This window comes from Actinomadura harenae (assembly GCF_003696215.1).
Lineage (GTDB): Bacteria > Actinomycetota > Actinomycetes > Streptosporangiales > Streptosporangiaceae > Spirillospora > Spirillospora harenae.
Genome location: NZ_RFFG01000022.1, coordinates 75,018 through 89,179, shown reverse-complemented (window position 1 = coordinate 89,179; position 14,162 = coordinate 75,018). Strand labels below are relative to the sequence as shown.

Here is a 14,162-nt window from a genome sequence, read left to right as displayed (position 1 = left end):
TTTCCTTATCGGCTTCTCAATATCCGGGAATGTGGCGTGGTGGTCAGTACCGGACGTCAGTAGCGGAGGTCCGCGACGACGCCGTAGTGGTCGGACGCCATGACGCCCTCCACCGGCGAGGTCCCGAGGAGGTCGCAGCGCACGGGATGGCCCGCTCCCCCGCCGCGCGGCCACGCCGACAGCACGTAGTCGATCCTCCGGTCCGGCCACAGGACCGGACGGGCCCAGGGGTTGGCGTTGCACCAGGTGTGTCCGGGCGTCCCGTCCCCGGCCAGCTCCCAGGCGTCGTAGAACACCAGGCCGGGCGCCCCGACGGCGGCGCGTCCGGTCAGCATCCTGACCTCGTCGCTGTCCGGGGCGGCGTTCAGGTCCCCGGCGACCACGACGGGAGCCTGCGTGTCGGCCTCCTTCCGGACGAACGCGCCGAGGTCCCGGACCTGCTGCTGCCGCTGCGCGCTGTGCCCGAGCTTCCAGCCGAGCGTCACGCCGAACACCTGGAGCGGGCCGCGCGGGCCGTCGGCGCGCGCGAACACCGCGAACCCGCCGTCCCAGCCGTCCTGGTCGCCGAGGCGCTGCTCCCCCAGGCGCGAGAGCGGCCACCGCGACAGGACGGCGACTCCCGACAGCCCGCCGTCCGGCGACATCTCGTCCGGCAGGCCCCGGAAGACCCGGTGCGGCAGGCCGAGGCGGGCGCCGATCCGGTCGGCCTGCGCGTCGTCGGCGGTCTCCCACGCCTCGAGGAGCACGACGACGTCGGCGTCCGCGCCGTCCAGCACCGCGAGGATCGCCCGCTCGCGCTCCCGCCAGGGTCCGAACCGCGCCCACACGTTCCACACCGCGACCCGCGCCGTGGACTCGATCAGCGGCCCGTAGGGCTCCGTGATGTCGTAGGCCATGGCCCGAGAATCGCATCCGGACCGTCCGCGGCCCAGTTCCCGCCCGCCGAAATGGACGGGAATTGGCCCCTCGTTGACAGTCTGTGCAGGGTGAGCGCGGCGCAGGCTCCGCCCGGCGCGGGCCACGCCCGGTGTCGGCTACGCGCGGTGTCGGCTACGCGCGACGTTCCAGCCCTGTGATCCGGAGGCCGCCCTCGACCGTTCGCTCCTCAACGACCTCGAAGCCGCGTCTCTTGTAGAGGGCGAGCGCCGGGTGGTTGGCCGCTCCGGTCGACACGAGCGTCCGCGCGGCGGGGGCCTCGGCGTCCAGGGTGTCCAGCAGGGCGGAGGCGAGGCCGCGCCGGTGCGCGGACGGGTGGACGACGAGCCTGCCGATCTCGACCGTCCCGTCCTGGAGGACGGTCCAGGAGACCGCCCCGAGCAGTTCGCCGCCGTCCCGGGCGCCGAGGAACTCCTCCCCGCATCCCCGCAGGTCGTCCAGGGACTCGTGCAGCGCCGGGATGCCGTCGAACCCGATCAGTTCGGCCTCCACCGCGTACGCGGCCCGCTGGATCTCCCACACCGTCCGCAGCACCGCCGGATCATCGAGATCGAGGCGGTGCACCGTGCTCGTCGTCACGCGTTTCCTCCCGGTTCCAGCCGTGGAGCCTACGCGAGGTGCCGCCGCGCGGAGCGGGGCGGCGATCGGAGATCATGGAGGCATGACGACTGACGCGGTTACGCAGGACGGACGGGCGCGGGTGCTGGCGGACGGCACGGAGGTGCCGCTGCTGGGACTCGGCGTCTGGCAGGTGCCGGACGGGCCGGAGTGCGTCGACGCGGTCCGCTGGGCCCTCGACGCCGGGTACCGGCACATTGACACGGCGCAGGTCTACGGCAACGAGGCGAGCGTGGGGAAGGCACTCAAGGAGAGCGGTGTCGACCGTGAGGACATCTACCTCACGACCAAGTTCCTCCCGCGTTCCAAGGACCCGGTGCACGAGGCCGAGGAGAGCCTGCGGCGGCTCGGTGTCGACCACGTCGACCTGTACCTCGTCCACTGGCCGGCGGGCGGGCCGGAGTGGGCGTGGCCCGGAATGGAGCGCGCCGCCGAGCTGGGGTACGCCCGCTCGATCGGGGTGTCGAACTTCAACACCGACGACCTCGCGGCCGTGTCGGCGATCGCCGAGCGGCAGCCGGTGGTCGACCAGGTGCACTTCAACCCGCACGCCTTCCGGCGGGCACTGCTCGAGGACTGCGGCCGGCGCGGCATCGCCCTGGAGGCCTACAGCCCCCTCGGCACCGGGAGCGTCCTGAAGGACGCGACCGTCGCGGAGATCGCAGCGGACCTCGGCCGGACGTCCGCGCAGGTGCTGCTGCGGTGGTGCATCCAGCGCGGGATCCCGGTGATCCCCAAGTCGGTCCACCGGGAGCGGATCGAGCAGAACGGGCAGATCTTCGACTTCGAGCTGCCCGCCGACGCGATGGCGCGCCTGGACGGCCTCGACGAGACCGGCGGCACCGGCAAGGCCCTGGAGAGCAACTGGTGGTGAGCCCGCCCCGTCCCGTCTCGGTCCCTTAGAGGACCGAGACGTGAACGTGGTCGAAGTGGTTCTGGGTGATGCCGCCCCGGTCCTCCATCGCCTTCCAGCCGCTGCCGCTGCGCATGTCGTAGATGCGCTGCTTCCAGATGACGTACTTGATGCCGAGGCGTGAGGCGTTGGAGATGACGTACTGCGCGACCTGGTCGCCGTGGGCCTGGGCCGACGCGCTGGGCATCCGGCCGGCCGCGTTCTCCATGAAGTCGCAGGCCGTGCCGGAACCGTGGTCCTGGGGGTCGCCGGGGCGCGCGCACCCGATCGCGGGGAACGGCCCGAACTTGGCGTCGATCTCCTGCATGGCGGTCCGCATGCGGGGCGTCATGGTGTTGCCCATGATGGGCGACTTGGTGCCGCTCGCGCCGTCCGGCTTGCCGGACTGGACGGGCTTCTCGGGCTTGTACTTGGCGAGCAGCTTGCGCACCCGGTCGCGCTGCCCCTCCAGGTCGTCGATCTCCTTGCGGACCTCGGCGAGCTTGGCCTTCGCGTCCTCGCGGGCGCGGTTCGCCTGGTCGGTGAGGGCCCGCAGGTTCTCGATCTTGCGGCCGTTGTTGCGCGCCAGGTGCTCGACGACCGCCGCGTCATGGACGGCCCGCTCGCTGTCCGCGGCCGTCACCATCGGCACGGTGTCGAGCTGCCCGGACATGTAGGAGGACGCGGCGAGCCGTCCGACCGCGCTCCGCGCGACCTCGTACTCGCGCGTGGCCCGGTCGGCGCCGGTCCCCGCCTTCTGGGCCGCCTTCTTCGCCTCGTCCAGGGAGACCAGCTCGCCCCGGTACTCCTTGGCGAGCGCGTCGGAGCGCTTCTTGAGCTTGGCGAACTCGGCCTTGTCGTCCTTGGGGGCCTCGGGGGCGGCCGACGCGCCCGAGGTCTGCGTCGCGAGCGCGGCCACCGCCAGCGCCAGCCCGACCCCGAGGATCCGCCCGCGCCGGGAGGCGGGCTCACGTTCCCTCACGCCGTCCTCCCGCCCTGGCCGAAGATTGGCGGCACGCTACCACAACACCCCATGAGACCCCGCAAACCCGCACCATCACCATTCGATCACCGCACGCTACCCAAATCCGTGGACGTCCCCAAACCGGCCGCGGAGGGATCGTCACACAGTGCGACCACCGGCGGTGCCAGTTTGACCGGCCCTTGTGCTCGCGCCGGACGATCGGCGGGGCCGTGTCCGCCTCAGACGGCGACCTCCGGCGCCGGTGACGGTGAGTAGTCGTCTACGGTCATGGCGTTGTAGACGCGGCCGCTCTTGCTCGCGAGGCGCAGGAACGCGCGGCCGGGCCCCGGAGGGAGCGCGGAGACGAGGCGGGCTCCCTGGGCGAGTCCCGTCACGCCGAGGCGCGAGGTGGGGATCAGGGTCTTCGCGGCGCTCAGCGCGACCTCGCGGCTGCCGCGCACGTGGTCCGCCATCGCGCGTTCGTAGGCGGGGAACGCGGTCTCGTGGTCGCCGCCCGCCCGCGCCAGCTCCCCGGCGAGGACGTACGCGCCGACGACGGCCAGGGTGGTGCTGCCGCCGACGGCCGGGCCGGGGCAGTAGCCCGCGTCGCCGACGAGCGTCACCCTCCCCCGCGACCAGGTGTCCATGCGCAGCTGGGTGATCGAGTCGAAGTAGAACGCCGGGGTGCGGCCGAGCTCGTCCAGCCAGCGGTCCACGTCGGGGTGGAGGCCGGTGAACGCCTCGCGCAGCAGTTCCTTCTGCCGGGGGACGTCGTGGTGGTGGTAGTCGAGTTCGCGTTCGCTCCGGAACAGGAACAGGGCCCGCGCGTCGCCAAGGTGCCGCGCGCCGTACATGCCGGCGGTGCGGCCGACGCCGACGTGCATGACGAGCTCGCGGTCGAGCCCGGCGGAGTTGGGCAGGGTCAGGACGCCCAGGTAGGCCCCGATGAAGGTGCTGAAGGCCGACTCCTCGCCGAAGACCAGGCGGCGCACGTTGGAGTGCAGGCCGTCCGCGCCGACGACCAGGTCGAAGCGGCGGGGCGGGGCGTTCTCGAACCGCACCTCGCCGTCCGGGGAGATCGCGGTGATGGAGTCGTCGAAGACGTACTCGACGTCGTCGCGGGTGGCGCGGTGGTAGATCTCGCTCAGGTCGTCGCGCATGACCTCGACGTGCCGTCCGGACGCGGCGCCGAAGATCTTGGTCAGGTCGGCCCGGACGGGGCGCCGACCGCCCTCGGGGTGGACGGTCATCCGGGTCGTGCCGGTGGCCCGCTCCTCGACGCGCGGGAGCACGCCCATCTTCTCGGTGATGTCCACGGCGGGACGGAACAGGTCGACCGCGTGGCCGCCGGCCTTGCGCAGGGCGGCCGAGCGCTCGACGACGGTGACGGAGAAGCCGTGCCGGGTGAGCCAGTAGGCCAGGACCGGGCCCGCCACGCTGGCGCCGGAGATGAGAATCCGCATGAGCATGCCTCCTCACTGACTTAACGGTAGGTAAGTATACCTCGGGCACTTACCTACCGTTAAGTCAGATAGGCTGGGGACATGGCGCGTCCCACCGACACCAAGCAGCGGATCCAGGAGGTCGCCCGCGAGCTGTTCGCCCAGAAGGGCGTGCACCGGACGAGCCTGCAGGAGATCGCCGACCGCCTCGGCATCACCAAGCCGGCGCTCTACTACCACTTCTCCTCACGCGAGGCGCTGGTCCGCAGCATCGTGCAGCCGATCCTCGACGAGGAGGAGGCGTTCCTGACGGCCCAGGAGGCCCTGGACGAGGTCGACCAGCGCGCCCTGCTGGAGGGCTACTTCGACTTCCACCACCGCAACCGCCAGGGCATCCTGCTCATGCTCAACGAGCTGACCACCCTCGCCGACCTGGGCATGATCGATCTGCTGCTGGGGTGGCGCGACCGGCTGGTGAGGCTGCTGCAGGGCCCCGAGCCCACGCTGGAGCAGGCCACCCGGGCCGTGATCGCGTTCGGCGGCCTCCAGGACTGCACGCTCCAGTTCTCCGACGTCCCGAAGGACGAGCTCCGGCGCGCGGCCGTGGACGGCGCATGCGCGGCCCTCGGCATCGAGCCCCTGTGGAACGAGCCGTCCGAGCGATGACGGTCCCGGCCGGGGACGGTCAGCAGGCCGCTTTGATCGCGCCGTTGACGCCGGTGTAGAGGCGGCCGCCTCAGCATGCGACCGACCACGAGTACGGCCAAAGCCCCATGACGCACATCGGGCCGGGCACGTGTCGCGTGCCCGGCCCGTCCCCGGAGCGGTTCAGCCGGCAAGGGCCTCGCGGCGGACGGCGTCCGCGGTGAGGTCGTCGGGGGCGGCCTGCGACCGCAGTTCGGCCTCCACCCACGCGTGGTACCTGGCGACCTCCCGGTCGACGTCGGCCTCGTCCCAGCCGAGCAGCGGCGCGGCGATCTCCGCGGCCGGGCGGGCGGCGGCGCGGCCCCGGTCGGGGGTCTCGATCGAGACGTGCGTCCGCCGGCTCAGCAGGTCGTCCAGGTGGAGGGCGCCCTCGGCGAGGACGGCGTAGTGGATCTCGGCGTTGAGGTAGGACTCCGCTCCCTCCAGGGGCTCGCCGAGCCGGGGGTCCTCGTCGATCAGCCCGAGCAGTTCGGACGTGAGCGTCCCGTAGCGCCGGAGCAGCCGCTCCACCCGCTGGACCGGCAGGCCGCTCGAGCGGGCGTGGAGGGCGCGCTGGTTCCAGGCCGCCGCGAACCCGTCCGCTCCGAGCAGGGGAAGGCGGTGGGTGACCGACGCCGGGACCGGTTCGGGCAGGTCGCGGACGGCGGCGTCGACCGCGTCCTTGGCCATGACGCGGTAGGTCGTGTACTTCCCGCCCGCGACCACGGTGAGTCCATCGACGGGGCTCGCCACGGCGTGCTCGCGGGAGAGCTCGGCGGTCTCGTCGCTGTTCCCGGCGAGCAGCGGCCTGAGCCCGGCGTACACGCCGACGATGTCGTCCCTGCTCAGCGGGTTCTTGAGGAGGTCGTTGGCGTGGTCGAGGATGTAGTCGACGTCGCTGCGGCTCGCCGACGGGTCCCGCAGGTCCAGGTCCCAGGGCGTGTCGGTGGTGCCGATGATCCAGTGCTTGGCCCACGGGATGATGAACAGGACGCTCTTCTCGGTCCGGCTGATGATCCCCGCCGACAGCTCGATCCGGTCGCGCGGGACGAGGATGTGCACGCCCTTGGAGGCCCGCACGTCGAACGGCGCCCGCGCGGCGCCCATCTGCTGGATCTCGTCCGTCCACACCCCGGCGGCGTTGATGGTGTGCCGCGCCCGCACCTCGTGCTCCTGGCCGGTCTCCCCGTCGCGGATCACCGCGCCCGCGACGCTCGGGCCGTCGTAGAGGAACCGGACCGCCTGCGCGCCGTTGACGCAGATCGCGCCGTAGTGCGCGGCCGTCCGGGCGAGGAGCATCGTGTAGCGGGCGTCGTCGGTCTGGCCGTCGTAGTACTTCACCGCCCCGATGAGGGCGTCGTCGCGCAGGCCCGGGGATTCGCGGAGCACGCGCCGCTTGCTCATGTGGCGGTGTCCAGGGACGCCGCGCCGTCCGCCCATGGTGTCGTAGAGGAAGACGCCGCTGCCGACGTAGGGGCGTTCCCAGACCCGGTGCCGCAGCGGGTAGAGGAACGGCACGGGACGGGCCAGGTGCGGGGCGAGGGTGCTGAGGATGAGCGACCGTTCCTGCAGCGCCTCCCGGACGAGGCCGAGGTTGAGCTGTTCGAGGTAGCGCAGCCCTCCGTGGATCAGCTTGCTGGACCGGCTGGACGTGCCCGAGCCGAAGTCCTGCGCCTCCACCAGCCCGACGCGCAGGCCGCGCGTGACGGCGTCGAGCGCCGCGCCGCAGCCCACCACGCCGCCGCCCACGATCAGGACGTCGAGGTCCGCCTCCGTCAGGTCCGCCGGCGCACGCCGGCGCGACTCCGGTCCCAGGGTCCGAGCACGGGTCGTCATCACATCTCCACCCAGTTCAGCGTGCGGGCGACCGCCCGATGCCATTCGTCACGGGCCGCGGCGCGGTGCTCCTCGGAGCATCCCGGGAGCCAGCGCCGGCCTTCGTGCCAGTTGTCGTGCAAGTCGGCGGTGGACGCCCAGTGGCCGACGGCGAGGCCGGCCGCGTAGGCGGCGCCGAGCGCCGTCGTCTCGGCGACGACGGGACGGCTCACCGGGACGCCGAGCAGGTCCGCCTGGATCTGCATGCACAGGTCGTTCGCGGTCACCCCGCCGTCCACCTTCAGGATGTTCAGTCTCACGCCGGAGTCCTTCTCCATGGCCTCGGCGACGTCCCGGCTCTGGTGGCAGATCGCCTCGAGGGCCGCCCGCGCGAGGTGCCTCCGGTCGCTGAACCGGGTCAGCCCGACCACGGCGCCGCGCGCGTCCGCACGCCAGTACGGCGCGAACAGGCCGGAGAACGCCGGGACGAAGCAGACGCCGCCGGTGTCGGGGACCTCGCGGGCGAGGGCCTCGATCTCCGCGGTGTCGCGGATGATCCCCATCTGGTCGCGCAGCCACTGCACCGCCGAGCCGGTGACCGCGATCGATCCCTCCAGCGCGTACACCGGCGGCTGGTCCCCGAACCGGTAGCAGACGGTGGTCAGCAGCCCGTTGTCCGACCGGACGAGGCTGGTGCCGGTGTTCAGCAGCAGGAAGTTGCCGGTGCCGTAGGTGTTCTTGGCGTCCCCCGGCGCCAGGCACAGCTGGCCGACCATGGCGGCCTGCTGGTCGCCGAGGACGGCGGTCAGCGGCACCGGCCCCTGCAGCGGCCCGGTGCCGGTCGTCCGGCCGTAGCCGGACGCGACGGACGAGGACCGGATCTCCGGCAGCATCGACCGCGGGACGCCGAAGACGGCGAGCAGCTCCTCGTCCCAGTCGAGGGTCTCCAGGTCCATGAGCATGGTGCGGCTGGCGTTGGTCACGTCGGTGACGTGCACGCCGCCGTCGACACCGCCGGTGAGGTTCCACAGCAGCCAGGTGTCCAGGGTGCCGAAGACCGCGTCGCCCTTCGCGGCGTCCTCCCGGACACCGGGGACGTTGTCGAGGATCCAGCGGAGCTTGCCCGCGGAGAAGTAGGTGGCCGGGGGCAGGCCCGACCGGTGCCGGACGAGCCGGCCCCGGTCGTCGGCCGCGATCGTGCTGACCAGGGCGTCCGTGCGGGTGTCCTGCCAGACGACGGCGTTGCCGTAGGGACGTCCCGTGCGGCGGTTCCACACGACGGTCGTCTCACGCTGGTTGGCCACCCCGAGGGCGGCCAGGTCGCGCCAGGTCAGACCGGTGTCGGCCATGACCTTCTCGATGACCAGGACGGTGTTGTCCCAGATCTCGGCCGGGTCGTGCTCGACCCAGCCGGGCCGGGGCAGGATCTGCCGGTGCTCGACCTGGGCGCTGGCGACGACGCGTCCGCCCTGGTCGAAGACCATGAAGCGGGTGGTCGTCGTCCCGTGGTCCACCGCTCCGACGAGGTCAGCCAAGACCGGTCTCCCGTGGCTGCCCCGGCTCCCGGCCGGGCAGGGGGCCGACGGGCCGGCGGTCGCCGGACGCCAGGGACACGGGGCCGCCGGTCCGCGACGACTCCTGGGCGGCCAGCGCGAAGGACAGCACGTCGCGTCCCTCCTCACCGGTCAGGGACGGCGCCGTCCCGCCGAGGAGCGCGTCGACGAAGTGCCTCCCGGAGTTCAGGAAGCTGGTCTCCCAGCCGGTCGGCATGTCGGAGAAGCCGCGCGTCTCGCCGTCGCGGTAGAGGATGACCGGCGGGACGTCCAGCATGCGGCCGTGCCCGCGGGTGATCCAGATGACGCCGCGGGTGCCGGTGATCTCGACCCGGTCGTCCTGCGCGTACTGCTCGGTGTGGAGCTGCAGGTCCGGGGAGTAGACGACCTCCAGGGAGCCGACCTGCCCGTCCGGGTGGGTCCAGCTGACCATGGACGGCGCGTCGAGGAGGCCGTCCATCGTGGACCCGATGAACGCGTGGACGCGGTCGGCGAGGCCGAGGAAGTACCAGGCGATCGCGAACTTGTGGTGCCCGTCGTCGAAGACCAGCGGCCCGCCGCCGCACTTGGCCTCGTCGATCCGCCACGCCGACGCCGCGGCCGGGACGTCCCAGGCGGTCGGGCTCCAGCCCGGGTTCGACTTGACGCGGATGCTCAGCAGCTCGCCGATCTCGCCGTTCTCGATGAGCTCCCGCGCGCGGACCACGGGCGGGTAGAACACGAAGTTCTCGAACACCTTGAACGTGACGCCGAGGTCGTGGCCCGCCTTGACCATCGTCGTCGCGTCGTCCATCGACAGGGCCATCGGCTTCTGCAGCGACACGTGCTTGCCGGCGTTCATCGCGTCGAGGGTGATCGGCGCGTGCAGGTGGTGCGGCACCAGGACCTCGACGGCGTCGACGTCCGAGCGCGCGAGCAGGTCGCGGTAGTCCTGGTGGCGGGCGCTCTCCGGGACGCCCCACGCCGCGCCCCGGGTGGCGAGGTTGCCCGGGTCGGTGTCGGCGACGGCGGTGATCGTCGCGCCGGGGTGGTCCAGGTAGGCCTGGGCGTGCAGATCCGAGATGCGGCCGCAGCCGATGATTCCCAGTCGGATCACAGTGCTCTCCTAGTTAGAGGGGGGTCAGCCCTTGACCGCGCCGGAGGTGATACCGGCGATGAAGTGCTTCTGGAAGGCGATGAAGACGGCCATCGTCGGCAGGCTCGCGAGCACCGCCATCGCGGCCTGGGTTCCGTAGGCGACGGAGAACTGCCCCTGCAGGGACAGGATGCCGACCATGACGGTCCGCACCTCGTCCGAGCGGGTGAACACCAGGGGGTAGAGGAAGTCGTTCCAGATGAAGGTGAACTGCAGGGTGGCCAGCGCGGCGAGCGCGGGCCGCGCCACCGGCAGGATGACCGAGGCCAGGATGCGCGGCTCCCCCGCCCCGTCGATCAGCCCGGCCTCGCGGAGCTCGTCGGGCACCGAGCGGAAGAAGTTCCGCATGACCAGCGTGCACAGCGAGATGCCGTAGCCGCCGTGGACGATGATCATCGGCCAGAGGGTGTCGTAGAGGCCGTTGACGTTGAACAGCTTGAACAGCGGGATCAGCAGGATCTGCGGCGGGACGAACAGGCCCGCGACGAAGAACAGCGTGATCAGGCCGGAGCCCTTCGGCCGCAGCTTGGCGACGACGTAGCCGACCAGGCTGCCGAGGACGACCGAGATGACGGTGGCCGGGACGGTGACCAGGAAGGAGTTGAGCAGGTACGTGCGGGCGTTCCCGTCCGACCACGCCTTCAGGTAGTTGTCGGTCGTGAGGTCGCCGCTGGGCGTCCACAGCCCGTGCGCGGCGATCTCGGGGTTGGACTTGAACGACGTCAGGACGACACCGATCACCGGCGTCAGGAACCCGATCCCGAAGATCAGCAGCAGGACGATCGCGAAGGCCCGGCCGCTACGTTCGCCGCGTCCCCGGCGTCCGGCGCGTCCGCCGCGCCCGGCGCCGTCGTGGTGACGGCCCTCGTCCGCGCTGCTCTCCTCCCCGGCCGGTCCACGGGTGAGGACGGCTGTCTCAGGCATTCTGGTGGTCCTCTCGGTTGGTCCAGGCGAAGAAGAGGCCGATGGTGACCAGGGTGATCAGGAACAGCACGACCGACACCGCGCTCGCGTAGCCGAAGTCGTAGGTCTTGAAGGCGGTGCGGTAGACGAGCAGCGCCAGCGTCTCGGTCTTGCGGAACGGGCCGCCCTCGGTCATCACGTAGACGATGTCGAAGCTCTTCAGGGCGTTGATCATCGACAGGGAGACCACGACCGCGAACGCGGGCCGCAGCGCCGGGATGATCACGTGCCACAGCCGCTGGCGGGCGTTCGCGCCGTCCACCTTGCACGCCTCGACGAGCTCCTGCTGCACCCCGGTCAGACCGGCGAGGAACACCACCATCGCCAGGGCGACCTGCTGCCAGCACCAGGCGACCAGCACCGACCAGAACGCGACACTGGGGTCGGAGAGCCAGGAGTGCTGCCACGACCCCAGCCCCACGTGCCCGAGGACGAGGTTCAGCAGCCCGTCCTCGGGCCGGAAGATCCAGAACCACACCTGCCCGACCACGACGAGCGAGAGCGCCAGCGGCAGGAAGAACAGGGACTTGATCAGCCTCTGCATCCGCTGGACCTGGGCGAGGCCCAGGGCCAGTGCGAGCCCGACCACCGTCGGGACGACCACCGCGACGGCCGTCCAGATGGCGGTGTTCTTCAGCGCCAGCCAGAAGTGCTCGTCTCCCGCCATGTCGCGGTAGTGCTTGAGGCCGATGAAGGTGGCGGTGCCGCCGACGGCGTTCCAGTCGGTGAGGCTGTAGTAGAAGGAGTACAGCCCTGGACCGACCACGGCAGCCACATAGGCGATCAGAGGCACGGCCAAGAACACTGTGGCCCAGCCGATGCGTCGCGTCGACACTCCTTGTTCCTTCCTGTCGAGGCCCGTCGAGGGCAGGGCGGGCAGCGGTGACGGCGGGTCCCCCGCCGTGACCGCTACCGCGGACTACTGGGTCTTGGTGGAGCGCCTAGTTCTTCTTGAAGGCGCCGTCCGCCGCCGACTGGGCCTCTTGCAGGTCGCCGTCGAGCTTGGAGGGGTCGTCGACGAACTTCTGGATCATGTTCAGGCCGGGTTCCGACATCTCCGGCGGCGTCGCGAGGTCGTAGTTGAACACGAACGTGCTGGCGGTCTGAACCTCCTTGGCCGCCTTGTGCATGACCTCGTTCTGCGACGTCAGGTCGGCGTTCTTGTTCGGCGCGAGCGCGCCCTGGGCGAGCGCCATGTCCCGCTGGGCCTCGGGCCCGGACAGGCACTTCAGCAGGTCGTCGGCGGCGGCCTTGTTGGGGGCGGCCGTGGACAGGGCCCAGCCGTCGACCGGTCCGAGCGCCGCCTGCGGCACGCCGGGCGTGACCTCGGGGAACGGGAACATGTCATACCCCTGGACGGCGGGGACCTTGTTGTCGTCCCAGTAGCCCGTGACCCACGTGCCGTTCAGCGTCATGGCGGCCTGGCCCTTGGAGACCATGTCCGCCGCGTCCGGCCAGTCGATGCCGTTCGGGCTCTTGTTGAAGTAGCCCTTGTCGAAGAGCTCCTTCCACATCGAGAACGCCGTCTTGACCTGCGGGTCGGTGTACTTGGCCTGCCCCGCCATCAGCTTCTGGCGGTAGTCGGGGCCGGCGGTGCGCAGCAGCAGGTAGTCGAACCAGAACTGCGCGGGCCACTGGTTCTTGGAGCCCAGGGCGAACGGCGTGATCCCGGCGGCCTTGAGCTTGGCGGCGGCGGCCATCAGCTCGTCCCAGGTCTTGGGCATCGTGGTGACGCCCGCCTTCGCCATGACCTTCGGGTTGTAGAAGACGCCGACGTAGTGGTAGTCGAACGGCAGCAGGTACTTCTGGCCGTTGTACTCCGCGGACGCCTTGGACAGCGACTGCGGGATGGACTTGTCGAGGTCGTTCTTCGCCCAGAAGTCGTCGAGGGGCGCCATGCGCTTCTGGTCGACCAGGTACTGGGTCTTGGCTCCGGCCCAGTAGGAGTACACGTCGGGCGGGTTGCCACCGGCGAGCTGGACGAGGATGGAGTCCTTGAACGCCTCGTGCTGGATCGGGCTGTTCTTGATGGTGCGGCCGGTCTGCTGCGTGCACAGCGTCGTGATCGACTTGAACGCCTTGGCTCCCAGGGCGTCGCTGAAGTAGTGCGCCATGCTGACCGTCTTGCCGTCCGCGCCGCCGCCGCCCGAACCGCAACCGGCGAGGGCGAGCGGGGCGAACACGGCCAGGGCCGCGAAGCCCGCCACCCGCGACCAGCGTCGGGTACTCTCGTGAATCACTCGTGAACCTCCATGGGTGGTGTGGGGCGGACGCCGAACGTGACGGGGACGTGTCCGCCCATTTCCTCTGTGATCCGCACCGCCGCGGCGCGGACCTGCCTTCCCAGCTCGTCGACCTGTGAGAGGCCGACGCGGGCCGCCGGCCCCGACAGCCCGATACAGGCCACCGGGGTGCCGTACATGTCGAAGATCGGGGCGGCGACGCACCGGACGTCGAGGTTCAGCTCCTCGTCGTCGACGGCGTAGCCGCGCTCGCGGACCTTCTCCAGATCGGCCGTCAGCGCCGTGACGGACGTGATCGTCCGGATCGTGAAGCTCCGCAGGGGCTCCGGCGCCACCCGTCCGAGCTCCTCGCTCGACGCCAGGCAGTACAGCGCCTTGCCGGTCGCGGTCGCGTGGATCACCGGCTGGCCGCCGATCTCGGTCTCGACGGTGACGATGCCGCCGCCCTGGCGCTCCTGCGCGACGTAGACGCCGCCGGACTTGGTACGCCGCGCCAGGTGCACCGCCTCCCCCGTCCGGCTCGACAGCTCCCGCATGGTCGCGCGGGCCGTGTGGACCACGTCGAGTCCGCGCAGCAGCTGCCCGGCCAGCGACACCAGCTGCACCGACGCGCTGTAGGCCTTGGTGTTCGGGTCCTGCTCGACATAGCCGCGCTCCTCGAGCATCCGCAGCAGGCGGTGGGCGTTGCCCTTGTCCTGCCCGACGGCGCGGGCGAGCGCGGTGACGCCCATGCCCGAGGCGCTGCCGGCCAGGGTCTCCAGGATGTCCAGTCCCGACGAGAGCGCCCCGGCCGCCCGCGACCGCGTTCCCTCACCCGCGGCGCCGCTGCTGCCCGTGGTTCCGGTGGTTCCGGTGGTTCCGGTGGTTCCGGTGGTTCCGGTGGTTCCGGTGGCCGTCGCTCGCTCGTCGCTCACAGT

The 14,162-nt window shown here is 71.3% G+C and carries 13 protein-coding genes; 2 read left to right on the top strand and 11 right to left on the bottom strand.

Annotated elements, in window-relative coordinates; translation table 11 throughout:
* Positions 1-56: 56 nt before the first annotated feature.
* Together EBO15_RS14805 and EBO15_RS14800 are read right to left on the bottom strand one after the other, a co-directional pair.
* The gene (locus EBO15_RS14805; protein WP_122194960.1) at positions 57-896 is read right to left on the bottom strand and encodes an endonuclease/exonuclease/phosphatase family protein; all 840 of its coding nucleotides are present in this window, start codon (positions 894-896) and stop codon (positions 57-59) included.
* 154 nt (positions 897-1,050) lie between these two features.
* A complete protein-coding gene (locus EBO15_RS14800) occupies positions 1,051-1,515 on the bottom strand; it encodes a GNAT family N-acetyltransferase (RefSeq protein ID WP_122194985.1) in 465 nt (154 codons plus the stop codon).
* 82 nt (positions 1,516-1,597) lie between these two features.
* On the opposite strand from EBO15_RS14800, the gene EBO15_RS14795 reads away from it, so the two are divergent.
* Positions 1,598-2,428 (top strand): aldo/keto reductase, encoded by an 831-nt coding sequence (locus tag EBO15_RS14795; RefSeq protein WP_158628236.1) that lies wholly within the window; start codon positions 1,598-1,600, stop codon positions 2,426-2,428.
* Positions 2,429-2,453: 25 nt separating this feature from the next.
* Here the strand turns inward: EBO15_RS14795 and EBO15_RS14790 are convergent, their stop codons facing one another.
* Entirely contained in the window at positions 2,454-3,428 is a 975-nt protein-coding gene (locus EBO15_RS14790; protein WP_233616194.1) for a coiled-coil domain-containing protein, read from the bottom strand.
* A 221-nt stretch (positions 3,429-3,649) separates the two neighbouring features.
* The gene (locus tag EBO15_RS14785) at positions 3,650-4,873 is read right to left on the bottom strand and encodes an FAD-dependent monooxygenase (protein WP_122194983.1); all 1,224 of its coding nucleotides are present in this window, start codon (positions 4,871-4,873) and stop codon (positions 3,650-3,652) included.
* An 81-nt stretch (positions 4,874-4,954) separates the two neighbouring features.
* Here EBO15_RS14785 and EBO15_RS14780 point away from each other — a divergent pair, with 81 nt between their 5' ends.
* Complete coding sequence (locus EBO15_RS14780) at positions 4,955-5,518, top strand: TetR/AcrR family transcriptional regulator (RefSeq protein ID WP_122194958.1); 564 nt, start codon at positions 4,955-4,957, stop codon at positions 5,516-5,518.
* 162 nt (positions 5,519-5,680) lie between these two features.
* Here EBO15_RS14780 and EBO15_RS14775 read toward each other — a convergent pair whose 3' ends face one another.
* The 7 genes from EBO15_RS14775 to EBO15_RS14745 form a co-directional block, all read right to left on the bottom strand.
* Positions 5,681-7,372, bottom strand: coding sequence for a glycerol-3-phosphate dehydrogenase/oxidase (locus EBO15_RS14775; protein WP_122194957.1), 1,692 nt, complete (start codon positions 7,370-7,372; stop codon positions 5,681-5,683).
* The gene (gene glpK / locus EBO15_RS14770; RefSeq protein ID WP_122194956.1) at positions 7,372-8,886 is read right to left on the bottom strand and encodes a glycerol kinase GlpK; all 1,515 of its coding nucleotides are present in this window, start codon (positions 8,884-8,886) and stop codon (positions 7,372-7,374) included. The genes EBO15_RS14775 and glpK overlap by 1 nt, the downstream gene beginning before the upstream one ends.
* Positions 8,879-10,000, bottom strand: a complete 1,122-nt coding sequence (locus EBO15_RS14765) for a Gfo/Idh/MocA family protein (protein WP_122194955.1) — start codon at positions 9,998-10,000, stop codon at positions 8,879-8,881. Before EBO15_RS14765 ends, glpK begins: the two co-directional genes overlap by 8 nt.
* 24 nt (positions 10,001-10,024) lie before the next feature.
* Positions 10,025-10,963 carry a carbohydrate ABC transporter permease gene (locus tag EBO15_RS14760; RefSeq protein WP_122194954.1) on the bottom strand — a complete coding sequence of 313 codons (939 nt, stop codon included), beginning with the start codon at positions 10,961-10,963 and terminating at the stop codon, positions 10,025-10,027.
* Positions 10,956-11,837 (bottom strand): carbohydrate ABC transporter permease, encoded by an 882-nt coding sequence (locus EBO15_RS14755; RefSeq protein WP_122194953.1) that lies wholly within the window; start codon positions 11,835-11,837, stop codon positions 10,956-10,958. Before EBO15_RS14755 ends, EBO15_RS14760 begins: the two co-directional genes overlap by 8 nt.
* Before the next feature lie 106 nt (positions 11,838-11,943).
* The gene (locus EBO15_RS14750) at positions 11,944-13,242 is read right to left on the bottom strand and encodes an ABC transporter substrate-binding protein (protein WP_199744536.1); all 1,299 of its coding nucleotides are present in this window, start codon (positions 13,240-13,242) and stop codon (positions 11,944-11,946) included.
* Complete coding sequence (locus EBO15_RS14745) at positions 13,239-14,159, bottom strand: IclR family transcriptional regulator (protein WP_122194952.1); 921 nt, start codon at positions 14,157-14,159, stop codon at positions 13,239-13,241. Before EBO15_RS14745 ends, EBO15_RS14750 begins: the two co-directional genes overlap by 4 nt.
* Between the last annotated feature and the right edge of the window lie 3 nt (positions 14,160-14,162).